This window comes from Macrococcus sp. S115 (assembly GCF_030067655.1).
Classification (GTDB): Bacteria; Bacillota; Bacilli; order Staphylococcales; family Staphylococcaceae; genus Macrococcoides; species Macrococcoides psychrotolerans.
Genome location: NZ_JASJES010000001.1, coordinates 136,899 through 159,768, shown reverse-complemented (window position 1 = coordinate 159,768; position 22,870 = coordinate 136,899). Strand labels below are relative to the sequence as shown.

At 37.8% G+C, this 22,870-nt stretch carries 21 protein-coding genes; 19 read left to right on the top strand and 2 right to left on the bottom strand.

The features are described 5' to 3' along the window. The first annotated feature begins 63 nt into the window (after positions 1–63). The 19 genes from sdaAB to rplS all read left to right on the top strand — a co-directional run bounded on the left by sdaAB (position 64) and on the right by rplS (position 17,673). Positions 64–729, top strand: a complete 666-nt coding sequence (sdaAB, locus tag QNJ52_RS00840) for an L-serine ammonia-lyase, iron-sulfur-dependent subunit beta (RefSeq protein WP_219494599.1) — start codon at positions 64–66, stop codon at positions 727–729. 12 nt (positions 730–741) lie between these two features. Beyond that, the gene (gene sdaAA, locus QNJ52_RS00835) at positions 742–1,632 is read left to right on the top strand and encodes an L-serine ammonia-lyase, iron-sulfur-dependent, subunit alpha (protein WP_219494601.1); all 891 of its coding nucleotides are present in this window, start codon (positions 742–744) and stop codon (positions 1,630–1,632) included. Continuing rightward, entirely contained in the window at positions 1,601–3,637 is a 2,037-nt protein-coding gene (gene recG / locus QNJ52_RS00830; RefSeq protein ID WP_219494603.1) for an ATP-dependent DNA helicase RecG, read from the top strand. Before sdaAA ends, recG begins: the two co-directional genes overlap by 32 nt. Positions 3,638–3,649: 12 nt before the next feature. Beyond that, positions 3,650–4,279 carry a class A sortase gene (locus tag QNJ52_RS00825; protein WP_219494605.1) on the top strand — a complete coding sequence of 210 codons (630 nt, stop codon included), beginning with the start codon at positions 3,650–3,652 and terminating at the stop codon, positions 4,277–4,279. Positions 4,280–4,442: 163 nt separating this feature from the next. Continuing rightward, positions 4,443–5,006, top strand: coding sequence for a transcription factor FapR (gene fapR / locus QNJ52_RS00820; RefSeq protein WP_099483189.1), 564 nt, complete (start codon positions 4,443–4,445; stop codon positions 5,004–5,006). Positions 5,007–5,008: 2 nt separating this feature from the next. After that, positions 5,009–5,989 (top strand): phosphate acyltransferase PlsX, encoded by a 981-nt coding sequence (gene plsX, locus QNJ52_RS00815; protein ID WP_283721625.1) that lies wholly within the window; start codon positions 5,009–5,011, stop codon positions 5,987–5,989. Then, positions 5,982–6,878, top strand: a complete 897-nt coding sequence (gene fabD, locus QNJ52_RS00810; RefSeq protein WP_219494608.1) for an ACP S-malonyltransferase — start codon at positions 5,982–5,984, stop codon at positions 6,876–6,878. The genes plsX and fabD overlap by 8 nt, the downstream gene beginning before the upstream one ends. A gap of 1 nt (position 6,879) precedes the next feature. Continuing rightward, the gene (gene fabG / locus QNJ52_RS00805; protein ID WP_219494609.1) at positions 6,880–7,614 is read left to right on the top strand and encodes a 3-oxoacyl-[acyl-carrier-protein] reductase; all 735 of its coding nucleotides are present in this window, start codon (positions 6,880–6,882) and stop codon (positions 7,612–7,614) included. Between the two features lie 30 nt (positions 7,615–7,644). After that, positions 7,645–7,878, top strand: a complete 234-nt coding sequence (locus QNJ52_RS00800) for an acyl carrier protein (protein WP_041635894.1) — start codon at positions 7,645–7,647, stop codon at positions 7,876–7,878. A 151-nt stretch (positions 7,879–8,029) separates the two neighbouring features. Further along, complete coding sequence (gene rnc, locus QNJ52_RS00795) at positions 8,030–8,758, top strand: ribonuclease III (RefSeq protein ID WP_219494611.1); 729 nt, start codon at positions 8,030–8,032, stop codon at positions 8,756–8,758. Then, positions 8,758–12,336 (top strand): chromosome segregation protein SMC, encoded by a 3,579-nt coding sequence (gene smc / locus QNJ52_RS00790; protein WP_283721624.1) that lies wholly within the window; start codon positions 8,758–8,760, stop codon positions 12,334–12,336. The genes rnc and smc overlap by 1 nt, the downstream gene beginning before the upstream one ends. Further along, complete coding sequence (gene ftsY, locus QNJ52_RS00785) at positions 12,333–13,583, top strand: signal recognition particle-docking protein FtsY (protein ID WP_219494615.1); 1,251 nt, start codon at positions 12,333–12,335, stop codon at positions 13,581–13,583. The genes smc and ftsY overlap by 4 nt, the downstream gene beginning before the upstream one ends. After that, positions 13,576–13,920, top strand: a complete 345-nt coding sequence (locus QNJ52_RS00780) for a putative DNA-binding protein (protein WP_219494617.1) — start codon at positions 13,576–13,578, stop codon at positions 13,918–13,920. Before ftsY ends, QNJ52_RS00780 begins: the two co-directional genes overlap by 8 nt. An 11-nt stretch (positions 13,921–13,931) precedes the next feature. After that, a complete protein-coding gene (gene ffh / locus QNJ52_RS00775) occupies positions 13,932–15,284 on the top strand; it encodes a signal recognition particle protein (RefSeq protein WP_219494619.1) in 1,353 nt (450 codons plus the stop codon). Positions 15,285–15,426: 142 nt separating this feature from the next. Further along, the gene (gene rpsP / locus QNJ52_RS00770; RefSeq protein ID WP_041635895.1) at positions 15,427–15,702 is read left to right on the top strand and encodes a 30S ribosomal protein S16; all 276 of its coding nucleotides are present in this window, start codon (positions 15,427–15,429) and stop codon (positions 15,700–15,702) included. A gap of 5 nt (positions 15,703–15,707) precedes the next feature. After that, a complete protein-coding gene (locus QNJ52_RS00765; protein WP_219494621.1) occupies positions 15,708–15,935 on the top strand; it encodes a KH domain-containing protein in 228 nt (75 codons plus the stop codon). A 48-nt stretch (positions 15,936–15,983) separates the two neighbouring features. Further along, entirely contained in the window at positions 15,984–16,481 is a 498-nt protein-coding gene (gene rimM, locus QNJ52_RS00760) for a ribosome maturation factor RimM (RefSeq protein ID WP_219494623.1), read from the top strand. Next, complete coding sequence (gene trmD, locus QNJ52_RS00755) at positions 16,481–17,203, top strand: tRNA (guanosine(37)-N1)-methyltransferase TrmD (protein WP_219494625.1); 723 nt, start codon at positions 16,481–16,483, stop codon at positions 17,201–17,203. The genes rimM and trmD overlap by 1 nt, the downstream gene beginning before the upstream one ends. Positions 17,204–17,325: 122 nt before the next feature. After that, positions 17,326–17,673, top strand: a complete 348-nt coding sequence (gene rplS / locus QNJ52_RS00750; RefSeq protein ID WP_012656731.1) for a 50S ribosomal protein L19 — start codon at positions 17,326–17,328, stop codon at positions 17,671–17,673. A 16-nt stretch (positions 17,674–17,689) separates the two neighbouring features. Here rplS and QNJ52_RS00745 read toward each other — a convergent pair whose 3' ends face one another. Both QNJ52_RS00745 and QNJ52_RS00740 read right to left on the bottom strand, forming a co-directional pair. Then, the gene (locus QNJ52_RS00745; RefSeq protein WP_219494627.1) at positions 17,690–20,290 is read right to left on the bottom strand and encodes a YfhO family protein; all 2,601 of its coding nucleotides are present in this window, start codon (positions 20,288–20,290) and stop codon (positions 17,690–17,692) included. Further along, positions 20,274–22,868 carry a YfhO family protein gene (locus QNJ52_RS00740; protein ID WP_241427498.1) on the bottom strand — a complete coding sequence of 865 codons (2,595 nt, stop codon included), beginning with the start codon at positions 22,866–22,868 and terminating at the stop codon, positions 20,274–20,276. The genes QNJ52_RS00745 and QNJ52_RS00740 overlap by 17 nt, the downstream gene beginning before the upstream one ends. Positions 22,869–22,870 lie beyond the last annotated feature (2 nt).

The window sequence follows — 22,870 nt, the reverse complement described above, 5'->3', positions numbered from 1 at the left end:
ATCTATATGTATTAGAACTACACTTTAAAGTGTAGTTCTTTTTAATGGATAAGGGGGAGCTTTATGAAATATAGAAGTGTATTTGATATTATCGGCCCGGTGATGGTGGGTCCATCATCTTCACATACAGCAGGTGCAGTCAGAATCGGTTTAGTTGCCAGAGATTTATTTGGAAGGATGCCGGATGCTGTTGATATCTATTTATATGGTTCATTTATGGAAACATATAAAGGACATGGAACAGATGTGGCATTAGTTGCAGGTCTGTTAGGTTTTGATACGGATGACAGTCGTATTCCAAAAAGCGTTGAACTTGCGGAAGAAGCAGGATTACAGATAAATTTTATTGAGATGACAGAAGAAAGAAGTCACCCTAATACTGCCGTTCTCAACATGAGAAGTCATGATCAGCAGCTCTCTATCGAAGGCATTTCAATTGGAGGGGGTAAGATTGAAATAGTTGCATTAAATGGTTTTCCGATTGCAATTTCGGGGAATTATCCTGCGTTACTCGTATTTCATAAAGATACGTTCGGCACGATTGCGAAAGTTACAAGTATTCTTAGCGACCACAAAATTAATGTCGGTCAGATGCAGGTCTCACGTAAGGAAAAAGGCGACCTTGCTTTAATGACATGTGAACTAGATGATGAGATAACAGATGATGTACTAGAGCAAATTAGGCGTTGTGAGGGTATTCAGACTGTAACGTTGATGACAGAATCATAGAGGGGAGAAGTTATGTTTAAAAGCGTAGAAGAACTGATACATATTTGTGAGACAGAAAATAAAAGCATAGCAGACGTTATGATTGCACAAGAGATGGCTGTAAGTAAGCTTGATTACGAAACAGTAATGTCGAATATGGAAAGAAATTTAATCGTAATGGAACAAGCTGTAGCGCGTGGTCTGGATGGTGTTACAAGTCCTACAGGTTTAACTGGAATGGATGCGGTGAAGTTACGAAATTATATTGCAAAGGGCAATACGTTGAGTGGCGCGACCTTGCTGGATGCAGTTTCAAAAGCGGTTGCGACAAATGAAGTGAACGCTGCCATGGGATTAATTTGTGCAACACCGACTGCTGGCAGTGCTGGAGTAGTACCAGGAACATTATTTGCTATGAAAGCAAGACTGAATCCATCGCGTGAACAGATGATTAAATTCTTGTTTACGACTGGAGCATTTGGATTTGTTGTGGCTAATAATGCCTCTATCTCCGGTGCTGCAGGGGGGTGTCAGGCAGAAGTAGGCAGCGCAGCAGCTATGGCAGCAGCAGCGATCGTAGAGATGGCTGGTGGCTCGCCACAGATGAGTGCACATGCATTCAGTATTTGTCTTAAGAATATGCTGGGTCTTGTATGTGATCCTGTAGCTGGACTTGTAGAAGTACCGTGTGTAAAAAGAAATGCAGCTGGTGCATCCAACGCTATTGTATCAGCAGATATGGCGCTTGCAGGTGTGGAGAGCAGAATTCCGACAGATGAAGTAATTGAAGCGATGTATAAGATAGGTTTAACAATGCCGAGTGCACTGCGTGAGACAGGTCGTGGAGGTCTTGCAGGCACTAAGACTGGCCAGGAAATGAAGGAAAGAATCTTTGGAAAATCAGCATCTTCTAATAACAGATAGTACATTGAAGGAGTTAAGAGGTGTCGGCCCGAAATCTTTAGAGAGTCTCAATTCACTCAATATACATTCTATTGAAGACCTCATATTATATCTGCCTTATAAATATGAAGATGAAACCGTCATTAATTTACATGAAGCCGAAGAGGGTGCAAAAATAACGGTGCAGGGTGAAATTTACTCTGCGCCTGTTTTGGCTCATTTTGGGCGCGGAAAATCTAAAGTATCATTCCATATGATGGTTGACAATGTCGCGGTGAAAATAGAATTCTTTAATCAGATGTATGTGAAGCGGATTGCAGAGATAGGCAAGACGGTCAAAGTCACCGGCAAATGGAACAGATCAAAGCAAGTGATTCAAGGCAGTAAAATATCAGAAGATGAACATTCAGGTGTGCAGCTTGTCCCGCAATATAGTCTGAAAGGTTTGATTAAGCGAGCACAGTTTAGAAAAATGATTGACAGCGCGTTTCAGACCGTGAAAATTCATCCCTTTTTGCCGGATCACTTAAAAGTGAAATATAAACTCTGGGATCTGGATCAATCGCTATATGAGTTACATATTCCTTCAAACCATAAACATTTGCAGCAGGCACGTAGAAGTTTTGCTTTTTGCGAATTATTACTCTTTCAGCTTAAGATGCGTATGCTTAATCAGCTTGAACAAAGTGGGGCGCCACATAGCAAGGTCGATTATGATATTACGAAGGTTAAGGCGTTTATTGATACGCTGCCCTTCGAACTGACAGATGCACAAAAACAAGTTGTCAATGAAATATTTCGGGATATGAAGCATGAATTTCGCATGAATAGGCTGCTCCAAGGTGACGTAGGATCAGGGAAGACTATCGTTGCTGCAATTTGCATGTATGCATTAATGACTGCAGGTAGACAAAGTGCATTGATGGTGCCGACAGAAATACTGGCTGAACAGCATGCAGAAAGTTTATCTGAAATCTATGGTGAATCACTAAACATTGCGCTTCTTACAAGTTCAGTCAAAGGTAAAAAGCGGAGATTAATTTTAGAAGCGTTAGAACGTGGCGATATCGATATCATTGTAGGTACACATGCGCTTATCAGTGAACCCGTGCAATTTCATGATCTCGGTTTAGTTATCACCGATGAGCAGCATAGGTTTGGAGTAAATCAACGTAAATTATTACGTGAAAAAGGCAATGATGCAAATGTACTCTTTATGACGGCTACACCGATACCACGTACATTAGCAATCTCTGTATTTGGTGAACTTGACGTTTCAACGATTAAACAGATGCCAAAAGGACGTAAACCCATTATTACAGAATGGGCGAAACATGAGGAAATTGAAATTGTCCATGATAAGACTGCACGTGAAATACGAGCAGGCCGACAAGTCTATGTGATATGTCCGCTGATTGAAGCTTCAGAACATTTAGATGTAAAAAACGCAATTGAAATCTATGAAGCTTATCAAAGGCTATTTGGCACTGATAAAGTAGGACTACTCCATGGTAAGATGAAGACAGAAGAAAAAGATGAAGTGATGAATAAATTCCAAAACCATGAATTTGATGTTATAGTATCTACAACAGTCGTTGAAGTCGGTGTGAATGTTCCGAACGCTACGTTGATTGTCATCTATGATGCAGAACGCTTTGGTTTATCTACTTTGCATCAGTTAAGAGGTCGCGTCGGTCGAAGTTCTTATCAAAGCTATTGCATATTGGTCGGCAACCCAGAAAGCGAAACAGGCATAGAAAGGTTGCAGATTATGACGCAGACAACAGATGGCTTTGTACTCAGTGAAAAGGATCTGGAAATGAGAGGACCAGGTGACTTCTTCGGCATTAAGCAAAGTGGTCTACCGGACTTTAAGGTAGCAAATATTGTTGAGGATTATCGCATGCTGGAAGTTGCGCGTGACGAAGCAAGCAAGTTAATACTAAGTGGTGCAATCGCGCAACCTGAATTACACGCATTAAAGATGCGTCTAGATGCAGACCTTGCTGAACATCAACTTGACTAAGAGGAGATTGAAATGAGAGTTATCGTAAGATTGATTGGAGTTCTATGTATCGTAGCAGCGATTACGATGTTTTTCTGGCAGGATATTCGTGCGTATTTCACGCATTCAGTCAACGAAAAGATTATACAGTCATATGAGAAGAATGATGATAAAGTAAATGTTAATGGTTTTGAAAAATGGATCACTAAAACGGAACCTGAAAAATTAAAGCTTAAAGACAATATGATCGGCTACTTAAAAGTGCCGGCTGCGGATATAAACGAGCCATTATATAAAGGACCGGCAACCCAAGAAGCAATGAAAAATGGTGTCGTACTTGTAGATAAAGGTGAAAAGATAACAGAACAGAATGTTGCGATTGCGGGTCATCGTGTAGAAGGTGCAGGAATTCGTTTCAACTATCTGGACCGTGCAAAAGTTGGCGATACCGTTGAATTATTATCGAGAAGCGGCAAGAATATTTATAAGATTACAAAGATCTATGATGTGCAACCGACTGAAGTCGGTGTACTAGATGAAAAGCCTGGAAATCCACAGGAACTTACCTTGATTACGTGTAACGATTATAACCCAGATACTTTAATGTTTGAGAAGCGAATGATTGTCAAAGCGCAGATAATTGAAAGAAATGGTCAAAAGTAGCAGGTCAAAAGGTAAAATAGATACGCTTATAAAAATGAATCGTTTTGTGAAGGTCAAAGGAATAAGGCATACAAATGTCTTTTCCTTTTTTTGTTGCAGTGTGTGTATATTTTTGTTATATTTACTAGTATTAAGACCAACTACTAATAAGGGAAATGAATGCATGAAAAAGTTGTCAAAGCACTTAAGACAGGAACAGTTACAGCAATTATTGGAAAACGACCCATTCATAACGGATGAAACATTAAGTCATGAATTTAATGTAAGCATCCAGACCATTCGTCTTGACCGTCTGGAACTTAATATACCCGAATTAAGAGAGCGTATTAAGAATGTAGCGGTTAAATCACACGACGAAATTAGAACGTTATCTATGGATGATATTATTGGAGAAGTTATCGATATTGAACTTGATCATATGGCATTATCTATTCTGGATATTAAGAAAGAGCATGTGTTCAGTCGAAATAACATTGCGAGAGGACATTATTTATTTGCACAGGCAAATTCACTGTGTGTTGCTCTAATCAATGATGAATTTGCACTGACTGTTTCAAGCAATATACATTTCCAGAAGCCTGTAATGCTTGGTGACCGAGTTATAACAAAGGCAGTGCTTATTGAGAAGAAGGACCAAAGAGCAAAGATCGAAGTCTTCAGCACAGTCAATCAAAGTCAAGTGTTCTATGGCGAGTTTGAGATGTATTACAATAATAAAGGAGCTTAAATATGATTAAGATAGCAGTAGATATGCATGGGGGAGACAATGCACCGGACATTGTTCTAGATGGAATTGAAATGTTCCTTAAGGAATTTAATGATGTAGAGATCCATCTGTACGGTGATGAAAAAGACAATCGACTTAATCATCCGCGACTAAAGATGCATCATACAACACAAGTCATCACGATGGAAGATGAACCTGTGCGTGCGATTCGACGAAAGAAGGATGCTTCCATGGTGCGTGCAGCAGAGAGCGTGAAACTAAAGGAAACTGATGCTGTTGTTTCTGCTGGTAATACGGGTGCATTGATGGCTGCGGGATTATTTGTCATCGGAAGAATAAAGGGAATCGAACGTCCTGCACTTGCGCTGACATTACCAACAATTAATGATGAAGGATTTATGTTACTGGATATGGGTGCAAATGCTGATGCCAAGCCAGAACACCTCGTCCAATATGCTAAAATGGCATCGATTTATACGCAGAAAAATCGTGGTATCAGTAACCCGTCTGTAGGACTCGCAAATATTGGCACAGAAGATAAAAAAGGGAATCAACTCGCACGTGATACGTTTAACCTGCTAAAAGAAGAGACATCAATCAACTTTATCGGTAATGTTGAATCTAAAGCACTGCTAAACTATGCAGCAGATATCGTTGTTACTGATGGATTTACAGGAAATATGATTCTAAAGACCTTAGAAGGTACAGCGAACAATATCTTTAAGATGCTGAAAGAAACTTTGTTAGCTTCAACAAAAACAAAAATTGCAGCAGGGCTCATAAAAAAAGATTTGATGCAACTTAAAAATAAGATGGATTACTCAGAGTATGGAGGTGCCGTATTATTTGGAGTTGATGGAATTGTTATTAAAGCGCATGGTTCGAGTGATAAGAAAGCATTCTTCAATGCGCTTAAACAAGCACGACAATCAGCAACAGAAGATGTTATATCATTGTTAAAGCAAGAGGTGACATATGAGTAAGCGGGCGCTACTGTTTCCGGGACAAGGGTCACAGTTTATTGGTATGACCGACGATTTTAACGAGCGGGGGCAAGAGACGCTTAAACAATTGAATCGTCTGTTTGATGTCGACCTCGTCAATATTATGCGCCATGATGAAGCGGTTAATGACACGAAGTATACACAACCGGCAATTGTAATGCACAGCGTTGTATTGTTAGAGCAAATTCAACAGCCGTTTGACTATTGTCTAGGCCATAGTCTAGGAGAATACAGTGCATTAGTCGCATCTGGTGTATTAACTAAAGAGGACGCTGTTCAAATCGTCTACAAACGAGGTCAGTTAATGAGCGAAGCATATCCTCAAGGTGTGGGAAAGATGGCGGCAGTTATTGGAACAGATCGATGGGTTATAGAAGAGGCTTGTGAAGCTGTTAGCAATGATGGTCATCTATTAAACGTTGCAAATATTAATGGTCCAGGACAAATTGTTGTGTCTGGTCATACGCAATGTATAGAAGCACTCATTGACAGAAAACATGAACTCGGCTTAAAGAAAATTATTCCGCTCAATGTGAGTGGTCCATTTCATTCAGAGCTTATGAAAGTAATCGAAGAAGAATTCAGGGCGTATCTTGAGCAGTTTGATTTTCAAGAAGCACAAATTCCTGTTGTGCAAAATGTAAGTGCATCATCAGAAATTGATGCGAAACGCATCAAGGAGAATTTAGTAAAACAATTATATTCTCCAGTGGAATTTACAGATTCTATTCGTTATCTGATTGATCAAGGAGTCACTGAGTTTGTTGAAATCGGACCTAAAAAGGTGCTCACTGCACTCGTAAAAAAGATAGAACGTAATATTACTGTTAGAAATATTACTACTACAAATGAAATAAGTGAGGTTTAATATGAAAGCGGCTTTAGTTACGGGAAGTTCCAGAGGTATCGGCAGAAGTATTGCTTTAGCTCTGGCAGACGAAGGATTTAATATTATCGTCAATTATTCAGGAAATGAACAAAAAGCAAAGCAGGTTGTACAAGCAATTATTGATAAAGGTCAGAAAGCTGTTGCGATTAAAGCAGATGTCAGTAATCATGAAGAAGTTAAATCGATGATAGATCAGTCCGTTGCTACTTTTGGATCGTTAGATTGTATCGTCAACAATGCAGGGATCACTAGAGATAATTTAGCGATGCGTATGAAGAGAGAAGAATTTGCAGATGTCATCGATACGAATTTAACGGGCGTATTCAATGTCATCCAGGCTGCCTCAAGACAATTACTACGCCAACGTGCAGGAACTGTCATCAATGTCAGCAGTATCGTTGCAAGTATCGGAAATGCAGGACAAGTCAATTATGTTGCAGCTAAAGCAGGTGTTGAAGGAATGACGAAAACCTTTGCTCGAGAATTTGCCAGCCGTGGTATCCGTGTTAACGCAGTAGCCCCTGGATTTATTGAAAGTGATATGACCGACGTGCTGGATGAGACGCTTGTTCAAACGATGAAAAGTCAGATACCGTTAGGTGAGATGGGCCGACCTGAAGATGTTGCGTATATGGTAGCATTTCTGGCGAGTGATAAAGCACAGTATATTACAGGACAGACATTTCATGTTAACGGTGGTATGTATATGCAGTAATCACTATAATTATTTTAAGGAGGTGAAATTATGGAAAACTTCGACAAAGTAAAAGATATTATCGTAGATCGTCTTGGTGTAGATGCAGATAAAGTAACTGCAGAAGCTTCATTCAAAGACGATTTAGGTGCCGATTCTTTAGATATCGCTGAATTAGTTATGGAATTAGAAGATCAGTTTGGAACTGAGATTCCTGATGAAGATGCTGAAAAAATCAACACGGTTGGTGATGCAGTGAAATATATCGAATCATTAGAAAAATAATATAAGGCTATAAATACATAATCCGAACACACCATTTGCAGCTGTGTTCGGATTTAAGTTATTAATGATGATTATTTTAAAGTTTATTAAGCAATCACTTTTTTTTACAGCGTATATAACGTAAAATAAAAACATAGATAAGGAGGACGAAATGAATAAAAGACAGCTAATAATCGATAAATTTAAAGTAAAGTTAAACAAGGTGCTCACACACCTGGATATTATACCAAATGATGTTGAACTGTATGTACAGGCATTCTCACACTCGAGTTTCATTAATGATTTCAAGCTTGATAAAAATAAGGACAATGAACGCCTGGAATTTCTAGGAGATGCGGTGTTAGAATTGATGGTTTCACAATATTTATACCAGCAGCATAGTGATCTGCCAGAAGGTAGGCTGACAAAGTTGCGCGCTGCAATTGTATGTGAACCTTCACTTGTGACATTTGCGAAGATGTTGAAGTTTGATCAGTTGATTTTGCTGGGCAAAGGCGAGGAAAAGACAGGTGGCAGAACACGTCCTTCTTTAATTGCAGATGTATTTGAGGCCTTCGTCGGGGCGTTATATCTTGACCAAGGACATGATGTAACAAAAAGATTCTTTAACAGCTATATTTTTCCTGCTATAACTGAAGATCTGCTGCATGGCCTTATTGACTATAAGACTTATTTACAGGAATATATTCATAAAACTAAAAACTTACAAGTTACCTATCGCCTCGTTAAAGAGGAAGGACCGGCACATTTCAAAGCGTTTACGTCTGAAGTTTATGTTGAAGATAAAGTGATTGGTACAGGCACAGGAAGAACGAAGAAAGAATCAGAGCAACAGGCAGCCCAAACTGCTCTATTGCTTCTGACAGCAGGAGAGTCATAATGATTTATTTACAGTCGGTAGAAGCAACTGGTTTCAAGTCGTTTGCAGATAAGACAACCGTGCTGTTTGATGAAGGTGTTACAGCGATTGTTGGACCAAACGGTTCGGGGAAAAGTAATATTACAGATGCTATCAAGTGGGTGCTTGGCGAACAATCAGCAAAATCCCTTCGCGGTGCAAAGATGGAAGATATCATCTTCTCAGGTGCACAGGATAGGAATGCAACTAACTTTGCACAAGTAACACTTACGATCAATAATATTGAGCGCAGCCTTGCTGTTGATTCTGATAAAGTACTGATTACTCGTAAACTCTTTCGCTCTGGTGAAAGTGAATATTTCTTGAATCATCAGAAAGTAAGACTTAAAGATATCACGGAGTTATTTCTAGATAGTGGTCTTGGTCGTGATGCTTTCAGTATTATTTCTCAGGGAAAGGTCGATCAGGTACTGAATGCTAAGCCGAGCGAACGTCGACAATTGATTGAAGAAGCGGCCGGTGTATTGAAGTATAAGAAACGTAAAGTGGAAACTGAACAGAAGCTTGAAGACACGATGAATAACCTCAGTCGTGTGCATGATATTATTTTTGATCTAAAGGATCGCGTAGAGCCCCTTAAAATTGAAGCGAGTATTGCTGAAGAATATATCGCATTATCTGAAGAAATGAAGGATGCAGATATTCAAGTGACGGTACATGATATCAAGGAGAGTAGTGCAGAATATGAACGTCTGCAGCAGGAGATTCAAAGTTTTGACGAACAGCTTAAATATAGGAAGGATAAGAGTGCACGTATTTCTAATAAGCTGGATGCACATAAATCGGAAAGAAATGAACAGCAGAAGCTTCTTGAAACGTATAAGTCTGATTTGTTACACATTACTGAGCGTATTGAACGTAATATCGGTCTGCTGAATGTGAATAAAGAGCGTCTCATTCACCAGGATGCGAACTTTGAGGAGAAACATCAGCTGCAAAAAACATTTGCCCAGACGCTGGAACATACAAAAAAAGAGTTATCAGCAACAGAAGCGAAAATACAAACTTTAAAACAGGAAAAATTATCAAAAAAACAAAAACTATCCCAGACAGAGCACGACCAATCTGCATTAGTCGATGATATCGAAGCGTTGATTGAAGAGACAAGAAGTGAATACTATGAACAGTTTACGATGAAGACGAAACTTGAAAATGATATACAGCATATGAATTCAAGGATCGAACAGTTTAATCGTAAGGAAGAAGCGCAAGTTGATGAATCGACAATGACACAGTATGAAGATTTGCTCTCAGAGCAGCAGTCGTTGAACGAACAGATTAATAGTATGGAACAGATGGTTGATAACAAACGACTATCCTATACAGAGCGTCAGCAACATATCACTAAGCAAAAACAGCTTTACTTTAGGGAAAGTGAAAACTTAAAACAAGCTGACCGTTTTATCTCCACACTAGAATCTAAAGTGAACCGATTAAAAATAATGCAGGAAGAATATCAAGGGTATTATCAAGGTGTCAGGTTACTGCTAAAAAATAAAGAGAAGCTCCATGGTATTCATCATACGGTACTTGATACCATAGCAGTAGAACCTCGCTATAATGATGCGCTGGATAGTGCTTTAGGTGGGGTCTTACAGCATATTATCGTAGAAGATGCACAAGCTGCACGTAAAGCGATAGAATTCTTGAAGTCAAAGCAAGCAGGACGTGCTACATTTCTACCGTTAAATGTCATCAAACCTAGAAACATCACGAGTGATATCTTAACTGGATTGACCCAATTCGAAGGGTATATCGGCACTTTAAATACGCTTATTACAGCAGATCATAAATACAAAAATATTATAGATAATATTGCAGGACATATTATCATCGCAACGACACTTGCTGAAGCCAACAAGATTGCAAAGTTTGTATCATACAGACATAAAGTTGTAACACTGGATGGACAAGTCGTTAATCCAGGAGGTTCAATGACAGGTGGAAGTAAACAAAAACCGACGCAAGCCTTGTCATCTCGAAATGAATTACAGCAATTGTCTCAGCAATTAAACGACTATGAATCACAAACTTTACAGCTAAGAGAAAAGGTAAGTCAGTTGAATGAATCAATTTCAGAGGCTGAATTCCAGCTTGAACAGGATAAACAGAGTGGAATTCAGCTGCGTGATGAATTACATCAGCTAAAGTTAACGCGTGAAGAAATTCATATAAAGCTAGAGCGTCTGCAGTCAAAGCTTGAGACTAGAACACAATATGATAAAGAGCGACAAGAAATCAATCAGCTGGAGAAAGATAAAGCGCTTATCTATGACAACATTCAGACAATCGAATCACGACTATCGGAACTAACAGACAAAATAAAGTTATATCAGAATAATGCACAGAATAAAAAATCTTTACTTGAAAATATGCAGCATGAAATGCACAGTATTAATAAATCGATAAATAAGCTAGAAGCAGATATTCATTATCATCAAAAGGTAAAAAGAGATCTGTTAGACAAAATAGAGACAACAGAAGGCGAACTTAAACATTTAAGTCAACTTGAGCATGCGATTGACCGAGAAAAGCTTCAAAAAGAAATCATTCAACTTGAAAAATATATTGGTGAAGACAAAGAAAAGAAAAGTTTCCTGCATCGACAAATTGAAAATATACAGCAGACTCTCGGTGAATATATCGAACAAGAAGCCGAACTTGAAATGCAGAACAAAGAACTTGTGCGTCAAATAAGTGGCATTGAAAATGGCATCGGTGAACTCAAAGTACAGCATTCGAGATTAGATGTAAAGCTTGAAAACTATCTCGAACATCTAAACTTTACTTATGAAATGACCTATGAGGCTGCAGAGGACTATATATTTGAACATCGCTTGACGGTCGATGATGCAAAGCAGTTAAACGAACTAAGAAGTCGTGTCAAACTGACAAAGATTGCCGTCGATGAACTAGGACCTGTGAATATGAATGCGATTGAACAATATGCAGCAGTGAGTGAGCGTTATGAATTCTTAATATCACAAGAAGCAGATCTACTTGAAGCCAAAGATAATCTAGAAATGATCATAAGAGATATGGATCATACAGTTGCTGAGCGCTTTAAGACTACATTTGAAGTGATATCAAATGCTTTTGAGCACATCTTCAAACAATTGTTCGGTGGTGGAGAAGGACGATTGATTCTGACTGAAGAAGATTATTTAACAAGCGGAATAGATATCTATGTTCAGCCACCAGGAAAGAAAAGACAGCACTTGTCATTGTTATCGGGCGGTGAACGTGCGATGACTGCGATAGTTCTGCTCTTTGCAATTTTAAATAGAAAGAAAGCACCATTTGTGATCCTGGATGAAGTGGAAGCAGCGCTTGATGAAGCAAATGTCAGTCGATTTGCGCACTATTTAACAACTTTAAAGGAAGATACCCAGTTTATTGTGATTACTCATCGTAAAGGGACGATGGAAGAAAGTGATAGACTTTATGGTGTTACGATGCAGAACTCAGGGATATCCAAACTAGTAAGTGTTAATCTTAAAGAAATTGACGATAAAAAATTTAAGGAGTTGACGAAATGAGTTTCTTTAAAAAATTAAAAAATAAATTTGTCGGAAATAACGAAGAAACAACGGATCCATTGAAAACATTAGCACCAGACGATACACTAGATCCGCAGCAGGAGGATCCAACTCATGATGTGCAGACAAGCGAAAGTGTAAGTCGCGCTGAAGTTATTGAACAGCCGAAGAAAACGGAAAAGAAATCTGACTGGGACTTCGACTTTGATGATGATGATTTAATTTCCATCGAAGAGTTTGAGGAGCTTGAAGCACAGCAGATTGGTGCGAAATTCCGTGAAGGTCTAGAGAAATCTCGTGAAAACTTCCAGAATAAACTTAACGATTTACTTGCGATGTACCGTACTGTTGATGAAGATTTCTTCGAAGCTTTAGAAGAAATGCTGATACAGGCAGATGTTGGATTTAATACGGTCATGGATTTAGTGGAATCTCTTCGTATGGAGGCGAAACGCCGCAATATTACAGAGACCGCTGACTTAAGAGAAGTTATCGTAGAGAAGATTGTAGAGATCTATGAACAAGAAGACGATAAACTACAGGAAATGAACATCCAGGAAGATGGACTGACTGTAATACTTATGGTTGGTGTTAACGGCGTCGGAAAAACAACGACAATAGGTAAACTTGCGCATCGCTACAAAGGACAAGGAAAAAAAGTGATGCTTGCTGCAGGAGATACCTTCCGTGCTGGCGCCATAGAACAGCTTCAAGTATGGGGTGACCGTGTCGGTGTTGAAGTAATTAAGCAAAGTGAGGGCTCAGACCCTGCAGCTGTTATGTACGATGCAATCGGGGCTGCGAAAAATCGTGGCGCGGATATTTTAATCTGTGACACAGCAGGGCGTCTTCAAAATAAAGCAAATTTAATGACAGAATTAGAGAAAGTTAAAAAAGTATTATCTCGTGCTGTACCAGGTGCTCCGCATGAAGTGCTGCTTGCATTGGATGCGACAACAGGACAAAATGCGCTCGTACAGGCAAAAGCATTTAAAGAAGTGACAGATGTATCGGGAATTGTTCTGACGAAGCTAGATGGTACCGCAAAAGGTGGTATCGTACTTGCAATTCGAAACGAACTGCACATCCCTGTTAAATTTGTCGGACTCGGTGAAAAGCTAGATGACTTACAGCCGTTCGATGCAGAAAGTTATGTATACGGATTATTTGCTGATATGATTGAAGCTTCTACTGAAGAAGAGAATAAGGCGGCAGAAGTAATGAAGGATAATTCAGACGATGAATGATCTGCTAAAGACGATGCGCATGAACTATCTGTTTGACTTTTATCAGTCATTATTAACAGATAAACAGAGAAACTATCTCGAAAAGTATTATATGGATGATGAATCACTGTCTGAGATTGCTGAAACGTTTGATGTATCAAGACAAGCAGTTTATGATAATATTAGACGGACTGGTGATTTATTAGAAGAATATGAAAGTAAGCTTGGTCTATATCATAAATTTGAACAGCGTCAGGCTATATACGAAGAGATGCTTCAATTAACTAAATTACAGAATAATGCACAACGTAATCAGCAGTTAGAAGCATATATAGAACAATTACAAAGAATAGAATAGGGGGTCATTGTATGGCTTTTGAAGGATTATCAGATCGACTCCAGGCTACAATGCAGAAGATTAAAGGTAAGGGTAAAGTTACAGAAGCGGATATAAAAGTGATGATGCGCGAAGTACGCTTAGCATTACTTGAAGCCGATGTTAACTTTAAAGTGGTAAAAGAATTTGTTAAGACAGTATCCGATCGTGCGATTGGTTCAGAAGTGATGCAGTCATTAACGCCTGGACAGCAGATTATTAAAATTGTACAGGAAGAACTAACGACTTTAATGGGTTCTGAGAATACTCAGATTAATATGAGCAAGAAACCACCGACTGTTGTGATGATGGTAGGTTTACAAGGGGCAGGTAAAACGACGACTGCAGGTAAGCTTGCACTTTTAATGCGCAAGAAATATAACAAGAAACCACTGCTTGTCGCATGTGATATCTATAGACCAGCTGCAATACAGCAGCTACAAACAGTAGGGAAGCAGATTGATGTACCGGTATTTACTTTAGGGGATCAAGTATCACCTAAAGAAATTACAGAACGTGCACTGCAACACGCAAAAGAAGAACATCTGGACTTTGTGATTATCGATACAGCAGGACGCCTGCATATTGATGAAGCATTGATGAATGAGCTTGTTGAAGTTAAAGAAATCAGTCAACCTGACGAAATTATGCTTGTCGTAGATTCTATGACAGGTCAAGATGCAGTGAATGTCGCTGAGAGTTTCGATAATCAGCTGGATGTTACGGGTGTTACTTTAACGAAACTTGATGGAGATACTCGTGGTGGGGCAGCGCTCTCGATTCGAAGTGTCACACAAAAACCAATTAAGTTTGTCGGTATGAGTGAGAAACTTGATGGACTAGAACCTTTTCATCCAGAACGCATGGCATCTCGTATTCTAGGTATGGGTGATGTGTTAAGTTTAATCGAAAAAGCACAGTCTCAAGTAGATGAATCTAAAGCGAAAGAACTTGAACAGAAGATGAAGACCTCATCATTCACTTTTGATGATTTTCTGGAGCAGCTCGAACAGGTTAAAGCTCTAGGGCCTCTTGATGAACTGCTTAAGATGATTCCTGGTGCGAACAAGATGAAAGGTCTGAATAATGTTAATATGAACGCTAAGCAAATCGATCATGTGCAGGCAATTATACGTTCAATGACGAAAGAAGAACGTAACAATCCGGCGATTATCAATGTATCACGTAAGAAGAGAATCGCAAAAGGGTCAGGCAGAAGTTTATCTGAAGTGAATAAACTGATTAAGCAGTTTGACGAGATGAAGAAGATGATGAAGCAGTTTACAGGAATGAAAAAAGGTAAAAAAGGGCGTAATCCATTCCAGGGCATGAATTTACCGTTTTAATATTTACTAAAAGACAGAAAAAACTTGATTTTTTCTGTCTTTTATATTAAATTTATTTTTGTAAAGAAAAAACACTTTACAGGAAGTAAGTTTCCTGTTAATATTAGTACTTGAGAAAAGATTAGAAATGGAGAGATTTATAATGGCAGTAAAAATTCGTTTAACTCGTATGGGTTCTAAAAGAAACCCATTCTACCGTATTGTAGTAGCAGATGCACGCGCACCACGTGATGGTCGTATCATCGAAGCAATTGGAACTTATAATCCAGTTGCTAAACCTGAAGCAGAAATCAAAGTTGATGAAGCTTTAGCTTTAAAATGGTTAGCTGATGGCGCAAAACCAACTGATACAGTTCGTAATATCTTATCAACGCAAGGTATTATGGAGAAATTCCATAACCAAAAAATCGCGAAGTAATCGCTATGGAAAAATTAATACAAACCATTGTTACACCGCTTGTGAGTCATCCTGAAGATATTAAGATCACGAAGGAAGAACATGCATCCAGCATTACGTATCATCTATCAGTCAATCAGGACGATAAAGGTAAAGTAATCGGTAAACAAGGTCGTATTGCTAAAGCAATGCGAACAGTTACGAGTGGTGCAGCGCTTGCGTCTGTTAAGAAAGTGTTTGTAGAGATTGATTAAGGGTACCTTTTTTGGTACTCTTTTTTTATGAGATGGAGGTTTTGTGAAATGGAAATGAATGTAGGGAAAATCGTCAATACACACGGTGTGAAAGGCGAAGTAAAGATTTTAACGGCATCTGATTTTGCATCAGAACGTTTTAAGCCGGGTAAAGTGCTAATGATTCCATTTAAAGATGAGCGAGTTACGCTCACAATCAAATCGTATCGCACCCATAAAAACTTCCATATGGTAGCATTTGAAGGTTTAAACAATATAAATGATGTAGAGAAGTATAAGGGTCTGGATGTCTATCAGGATATTGAGAATGAAGATATTATATTGGACGAAAATGAATACTTCTATTCAGATATTATTGGGTGCACTGTGTTTGATGGCGAACGCGAAATCGGTATTGTGAATGATATCTTTGAAACAGGAGCAAACGACGTATGGGTTGTTCAAGGCGATAAAGAATATTTAATTCCATACATTGAAGATGTTGTTAAGTCAATCGATATTGATAATAAAACAATCATCATTGAAGCGATTGAAGGGTTATTATAATGAAGATTGATTATTTAACATTATTTCCTGAAATGTTTGACGTGCTGAATCACTCTATTATGAAACGTGCTCAGGAAAAAGGAATTGTGGAGCTGAACACGGTTAATTTCAGAGATTATTCAGGTAATAAACATAACCAAGTGGATGATTATCCATATGGTGGGGGGCAAGGCATGGTTCTAAAGCCAGAACCGATATTCAATGCAATGAATGCCATTGATAAAACGAGCAAGACACGTGTTATCCTTATGTGTCCGCAAGGAAAACCTTTCACGCAGCAAGTGGCTGAATCGTTAGCACAAGAAGAACATCTTGTATTTATTTGTGGTCATTATGAAGGATATGATGAACGTATACGCGAGCATCTTGTAACTGATGAACTCTCTATCGGTGATTATGTATTAACCGGCGGAGAACTTGCAGCAATTACAATGACAGATGCAATCGTGAGACTGATTCCTGAATCAATAAAAGAAGAGAGTCATAGGGATGATTCATTCTCAACAGGATTACTTGAACATCCACAATATACGAGACCAGCTGACTATAATGGAATGAAAGTACCGGATGTACTGCTTAGTGGTAACCATAAGCATATCGACTCATGGCGCCATGAAATGCGCTTGAAGCGTACTTTTGAACGCCGACCAGATTTATTAGAACACTACCCACTGACTCAGTCAGATAAAGAATATTTAGAACACCTTAAACATGATAATTAGGTGTCAATATATATTGCTTTACACAGTGAAGTATGATATTATTTTAAAAGTGTGAATCACACATAAATCACTATGATCCGCTGAGCGAAGACTTAAGAACATAGGCAGAAGGAGAAGGTAAAATGAATAACAAATTAATCGAAGCAGTAACAAAAGAACAATTACGTACAGACATTCCTGCATTCCGTCCTGGTGACACTTTAAAAGTTCACGTACGTATCGTTGAGGGAACTCGCGAACGTATCCAGGTATTCGAAGGTGTAGTAATCAAACGTCGTGGTGGTGGAATTTCTGAAACTTTCACAGTTCGTAAAATTTCATACGGTGTTGGTGTTGAGCGTACATTCCCTGTACATACACCTAAAATCGAGAAAATTGAAGTATTACGTCGTGGTAAAGTACGTCGTGCTAAATTGTACTACTTACGTAGCTTACGTGGTAAAGCTGCACGTATTAAAGAAATTCGCTAATATTAGACAAACAGAGCTAGAGACTTATGTCTCTAGCTCTGTTTTTTAAATAACGAATATATAAGAAGGTAAGAAGCATGCCTATAACAGAAATTACCTGCATTAAATGGAAATATGGTGGTGTATATTTAATCGTTATATGTTTTGCGTCAGCATCAACCTTAACGGCTGTCATCAAGTAGTTCCCTTCAGAAATCTGAGCTTTTTTACCATCAACTTTAGCACTCATACCTTCTAAAAATGGAACGGGTATAACCACATAGCCTGCTTTATGCTTTGCAAGTGTAATTTCCATCTTGTCTTTATTCTTCTTAAACAAATGTGTATTTGTATTCTTTGATGCTTCTTTTAGTTGTTGGTAATCCTCACCATATATTCCAAGAAGTTTATAGTGATAAGTACCTGTCTTTAATTTTAGATCGATAACATCTGTTGCTTTGACTTTTAACGTGATTACAGGATTAAATCGGCGATAATCATCATTCAAAGGTTTTCTTGACTGATAAATTTCGTTGATCCAGACATAATGATAATCTGTAGCTGTCTTTGATTCAATGCTCAAAGTTACATAAAGATCCTTATACTTATTGATTTTCTTGCTACCGAGTTTATAAGTGATGCCGCCGTTTTCCTGATTCACAATAAGTTTATTGCCCTGAAGTGTCGCATTACGCAATTGCGGCTCGGCATCTTGCATTAAGTTCTTCTGTGGTTTAATCTTGCTGTCGCCCTTGCCTTCAAGTACAACACCATTTAGCATCGCGTGTTCTCTATCTATAGGCTGTTTCAGTTCGTTTGCATTATATACTTTATCGGTCACACGAACGAATGGAAGTCTATGAGTATTATTATAGACATAGTACTTTTGCGACAAGTCATTCTCAGCATAGAGGTTACCACGCTCATACCCATAGGGGATAGTCATCAATTCATTGATTCTGATAATCTGATTGACATTAAATAAACTATTTAAGTTTGCGCGTTCACCAAGACGATAGTAAATAGAGTTACTATCCGTATCCATCGTAATATTTAGATCCTTATCATAAAACTGATAGATATCTTTGTTGAAGATACTTGAATATAATTTTATCCCATTGAACTGCAGTAACATCGGTGTATTATGTGTGATTGATGTCTGCCAGTCTATACGGTCACCAGGCTTTAGCACCGCCTTGATTTCATCGATAATTCTGTTTTGAATCGGCGATTGATAAGTTTTACTTGTAATATATTCGATATTTCGCTCCTTTTCAGGATGCAACGTATCAATCTGTTCGGTCATATATTCATATACAAAGAAATTGGTCATGATAAAGATAACGGCATGTATGAGTATATACAGGTATCTTTTTTTATTATAGATATAATATCCGATTAGAACACAGATTATCGGAATATAAATCAGCCAGATCAGAAACTTCTCGTGACCAATTACAGAAACAGGATAGATGAATAGTGCAGGTATTAAAGAAATTAGAAATGACTTCATTTTAAGTTCGCTTAATTTATCAAGATAGATCGCAGCTAGAATGGAAGTCGTAAATACAAGTAGATAGACCCATCTCCTCTGATCAATTGAGAATCCGTTAAAGAAACTATCAAAATATGGGCTTAAAGAACCGATCATAAAGATAATAGAAAGTATCGCATAAAGTCTATAATCATAATGCTTATACAATACAAACGTCGCTAAAGCGATAACAGCCACTGCTGAAATAACGACATAATAGCCATCATAAAATAAATTATAGAAACCGACCATATCAATGATAGGATTGAGCTTAATTGGGGGTAGTGTTCTGTCATTCATTAAATAGCTTGTAGCACCAGTGAAAAATCCGACACTGCTGATCATCAGTGCAAGGATGCCGCTTATGCTACCTGTAATCAGCTTTTCCTTTAAGTTCAGTAGATCATCATCTTTACTAAAAATCGATCTATATAAAAAATATACAGATACGAAAATAAATTCATAGTAGCTAAAATAAAAGTTAGCATGCAGTGTCAGCGCAACTGCAATTATAAAAAGAAGCGGCTTTCTTTCTCTGAACAGTCGTTCGAGACCAAAGATTGTCATTGGGAGCCACAACATTACATCACTAAAGAAGCTCCATGTAAATGTAAAGAAGTAGTACACTGTTGACCAGCCATAAATAAAGCTGCCGGTAAATGCGGCATAGCGGTTTATATTCATATATCTTAAAAATTTATAAGTCACAAAAAATATAAGTGATAGTTTGATGATTGAGATGAAGATTTGATTTTTTGCCCAGAATACTGGGTCAGTCACATCATAGGATAAAAAAATATCTCCAATATAGATACAGATAAAATTTAAATATGTTATCGGCGATGTAGAATAATAATAAGAAAGACTTTTAAGAAAGTCTCCACCGATGCCAAAGTCCATATCATAGAAGAAATGAAGATGAGAAAACTTATTATACAGATACATCTGAAATGGCAGCATCTGTGCAATACCATCACCCTTGCCGGTGAACAATGTCCCGCGGTCAAACATACGATAAAGGACAACACTATGTGCGATACATGCACATAGTATTGAAGCAAGCAATAGAGATATATTGGGATAACGCTTAAATCTTTGTCTCATCTTTAGTTAACCTCGTAAATTTAATGTAGAATACAGCCAGGATGATACCCATCAATGACAATAGTATCATGAGATAAAAGTATGGAGGTGTGTAATTTAGAACAACTTCCTTTGTGTCTTTGGTTACTGGGATTGTAGTCATAATATAATTGCCGCGCTTTACCTCTGCTTTCTTTCCATCCACGTGAGCTTTCATGCCATCACGATAAACGATAGGAACAACCATCGTGCCATCTTTAGAAGATTTTAGGTTGATGGTCATTTTATTACCTTCATCTTTGAAATTATAGTCAATTTCTTTCTTCATGCTCTTCAACTGTTTATAATCTTCACCATAAATACCATTGATTTTCAGTTTATAAGTACCAGGTGTCAGACCGATTAGAATCTTTCCGTTCTCAGGTGATTTTACACGATACAGCAAATCATCATAATGTGTACGATACTTACTTGTCTGGAAAAGACGGTTGTTGGCATATTTGTTCACATTAATCTGATGATTTGTGATAGGTGAAATGATTTCAACGTGCATATCGACATAGAAATCCTTGTATTGTTGTTGTAGGTTTTGAGGGATTTCGATGATTAATCCACCACTTGGAGGATTGACTTTAAGCTTCTCATTTTGGGTAAGCCAATTTGATCCGCTTGTATTGATGTGTACCTTATCGATTAAATTTTTATTTTTCTTGAAAGGATAGCTTGTAGGTTCGTCTTCTGAAATGATACCTTCCATCATCGCATGTTCTCGGTCGATAATTTCAGTGAGATCCCTAGTATTGACAAATTTATTTGTAATCCTGACAAAAGGAATGGTCTGTGTGTTCTCATAAACTTTATATTTTCCGTCATTCTGAACGAGTTTAAAGTTTTCGGGTACGTCAGTCTGATATGCTTTACGAACGAGATACTTGACGTTGAACAATGACTCAAGGTTGCTTCTTGACTGGAAGGTGGAGTATCGACTGACTGACTCCTCCTTCAGATTAATCTTCATGTCTTTAAAATAGAAATCGACTAAAGCACCATCGAATATACTTGAATACAGACTTACACCTTTAAACCCTTGATACATCGGTGTGTTATCTTGTTCAAGCACCCTCCAGTCGATACGTTCGTCAGCTTTCGTCTTTTGTTTTAGCTGATCGATAATATGCTGTTGCAAAGGTGAATCATAAACACTTGATACAATATAGCTCATCTTCGCACGATCATTGATACCCGGATTATAATTATCCAGTTTATTATGCACTCGAATGACGTCCCAGTTGAAGATAAGAATTAAGATAATCATAGAAATATAGAGCGCACGCTGCTGTTTTTTATCCTTTACGATTAATACTAATAGTCCGACGATAATGATGATCGGAACAATATATACCCAGCTCACCGCTTTATGAATCACAAGATGACTCGCAAAGACCATCGATATCCCGGGAATAACGGAGATGAGATAGTGTTTAACCGTGATTGTTCTAAAGTGCATAATATACATTCCGATCAGACCACTTGTGAAGAAGGATATTAAATAATGCCAGCGTTTTTGTGGAGCACTGAATCCATTGAATACAGCATCTATAAAGGGTGTAAGACTGAAACACATAAAGATAATCGACATGATACTAAAGAATCTGTAAAAATAATTGTCATATAATTTAAAAGTAAAGATGGCCTGAACCGCTAAGAATAATACAATGACTAAGTAATTGTCATAGAAGATATTTGCATTTTGATCGAAAGAATCAAATAAAGAAATACCCGCTTTATATGGTGCACGTTCATTTTGTAGAAAGCTCTTAACACCATAGAAGAAGAACACACTGCTGATCAGTAATCCGATGATCGACATGATAACAAAATGAGGCCACTGTGTTTTACGAGGCACAACATCATATTTTGATCTGAATATATTTCTTGCAATAAAATAGATAAGTCCTGCAAGCAGGTGATAATATGCGAAATAGAAATTATTAATAAATATAAGTGCTGCTGCAATGATAAATATAGAATGTTTCTTATTCTGAATGAAATATTCAATTCCAAGCAACATAAGTGGTAAAAAAATAAAGACATCGCTAAAAAACGACCAGTACAATGTAAATCTGAAATATATAGCGGACATGACAAATAAAAAAGCAGCAAGCATTGCTGATGATCCTGCTAAACGAATCTTTCTAAAGTATAAGTAACTGAAAATAATAGCGATAGCAGATTTAACGATAGAAACATAAAAAGCGTTTTTGGCCCAAAATGAAATACTGTCTGTTTTAAAGTTGAAAAATACATCTAGAAACCAGACGCATATGATGTTTATAAAGTAAATAATATTTGTTGAATAGTAATATGATAAATCCGTAAAATAATCGCCACCAAGACCGAAATCCATACTGTAGAAGAACTCACCATTAATAAATTTCTTATAAAGGTAAAGCTGCATTGGCAGCATTTGTTCTAATCCATCATTTGGACCTGTAAAAATTGTACCATCCTGCAAAAAACGGTAAATATAATAACTATGCCCAAAGATAGCAAGCATCAAGGCAATTACCGGAATAAATATTTTTCTGTTGTTTTTCATCA

What these genes read in the sequence shown, in the direction of transcription:
- rplS (WP_012656731.1), top strand. Translation starts at nt 17,326, where the DNA reads ATGAATAACAAATTAATCGAAGCAGTAACAAAAGAACAATTACGTACA.
- QNJ52_RS00745 (WP_219494627.1), bottom strand. Translation starts at nt 20,290, where the DNA reads ATGAGACAAAGATTTAAGCGTTATCCCAATATATCTCTATTGCTTGCT.
- QNJ52_RS00825 (WP_219494605.1), top strand. Translation starts at nt 3,650, where the DNA reads ATGAGAGTTATCGTAAGATTGATTGGAGTTCTATGTATCGTAGCAGCG.
- rnc (WP_219494611.1), top strand. Translation starts at nt 8,030, where the DNA reads ATGAATAAAAGACAGCTAATAATCGATAAATTTAAAGTAAAGTTAAAC.
- plsX (WP_283721625.1), top strand. Translation starts at nt 5,009, where the DNA reads ATGATTAAGATAGCAGTAGATATGCATGGGGGAGACAATGCACCGGAC.
- rpsP (WP_041635895.1), top strand. Translation starts at nt 15,427, where the DNA reads ATGGCAGTAAAAATTCGTTTAACTCGTATGGGTTCTAAAAGAAACCCA.
- sdaAA (WP_219494601.1), top strand. Translation starts at nt 742, where the DNA reads ATGTTTAAAAGCGTAGAAGAACTGATACATATTTGTGAGACAGAAAAT.
- smc (WP_283721624.1), top strand. Translation starts at nt 8,758, where the DNA reads ATGATTTATTTACAGTCGGTAGAAGCAACTGGTTTCAAGTCGTTTGCA.
- sdaAB (WP_219494599.1), top strand. Translation starts at nt 64, where the DNA reads ATGAAATATAGAAGTGTATTTGATATTATCGGCCCGGTGATGGTGGGT.
- QNJ52_RS00765 (WP_219494621.1), top strand. Translation starts at nt 15,708, where the DNA reads ATGGAAAAATTAATACAAACCATTGTTACACCGCTTGTGAGTCATCCT.
- QNJ52_RS00800 (WP_041635894.1), top strand. Translation starts at nt 7,645, where the DNA reads ATGGAAAACTTCGACAAAGTAAAAGATATTATCGTAGATCGTCTTGGT.
- fapR (WP_099483189.1), top strand. Translation starts at nt 4,443, where the DNA reads ATGAAAAAGTTGTCAAAGCACTTAAGACAGGAACAGTTACAGCAATTA.
- fabD (WP_219494608.1), top strand. Translation starts at nt 5,982, where the DNA reads ATGAGTAAGCGGGCGCTACTGTTTCCGGGACAAGGGTCACAGTTTATT.
- QNJ52_RS00780 (WP_219494617.1), top strand. Translation starts at nt 13,576, where the DNA reads ATGAATGATCTGCTAAAGACGATGCGCATGAACTATCTGTTTGACTTT.
- trmD (WP_219494625.1), top strand. Translation starts at nt 16,481, where the DNA reads ATGAAGATTGATTATTTAACATTATTTCCTGAAATGTTTGACGTGCTG.
- ffh (WP_219494619.1), top strand. Translation starts at nt 13,932, where the DNA reads ATGGCTTTTGAAGGATTATCAGATCGACTCCAGGCTACAATGCAGAAG.
- QNJ52_RS00740 (WP_241427498.1), bottom strand. Translation starts at nt 22,868, where the DNA reads ATGAAAAACAACAGAAAAATATTTATTCCGGTAATTGCCTTGATGCTT.
- ftsY (WP_219494615.1), top strand. Translation starts at nt 12,333, where the DNA reads ATGAGTTTCTTTAAAAAATTAAAAAATAAATTTGTCGGAAATAACGAA.
- rimM (WP_219494623.1), top strand. Translation starts at nt 15,984, where the DNA reads ATGGAAATGAATGTAGGGAAAATCGTCAATACACACGGTGTGAAAGGC.
- fabG (WP_219494609.1), top strand. Translation starts at nt 6,880, where the DNA reads ATGAAAGCGGCTTTAGTTACGGGAAGTTCCAGAGGTATCGGCAGAAGT.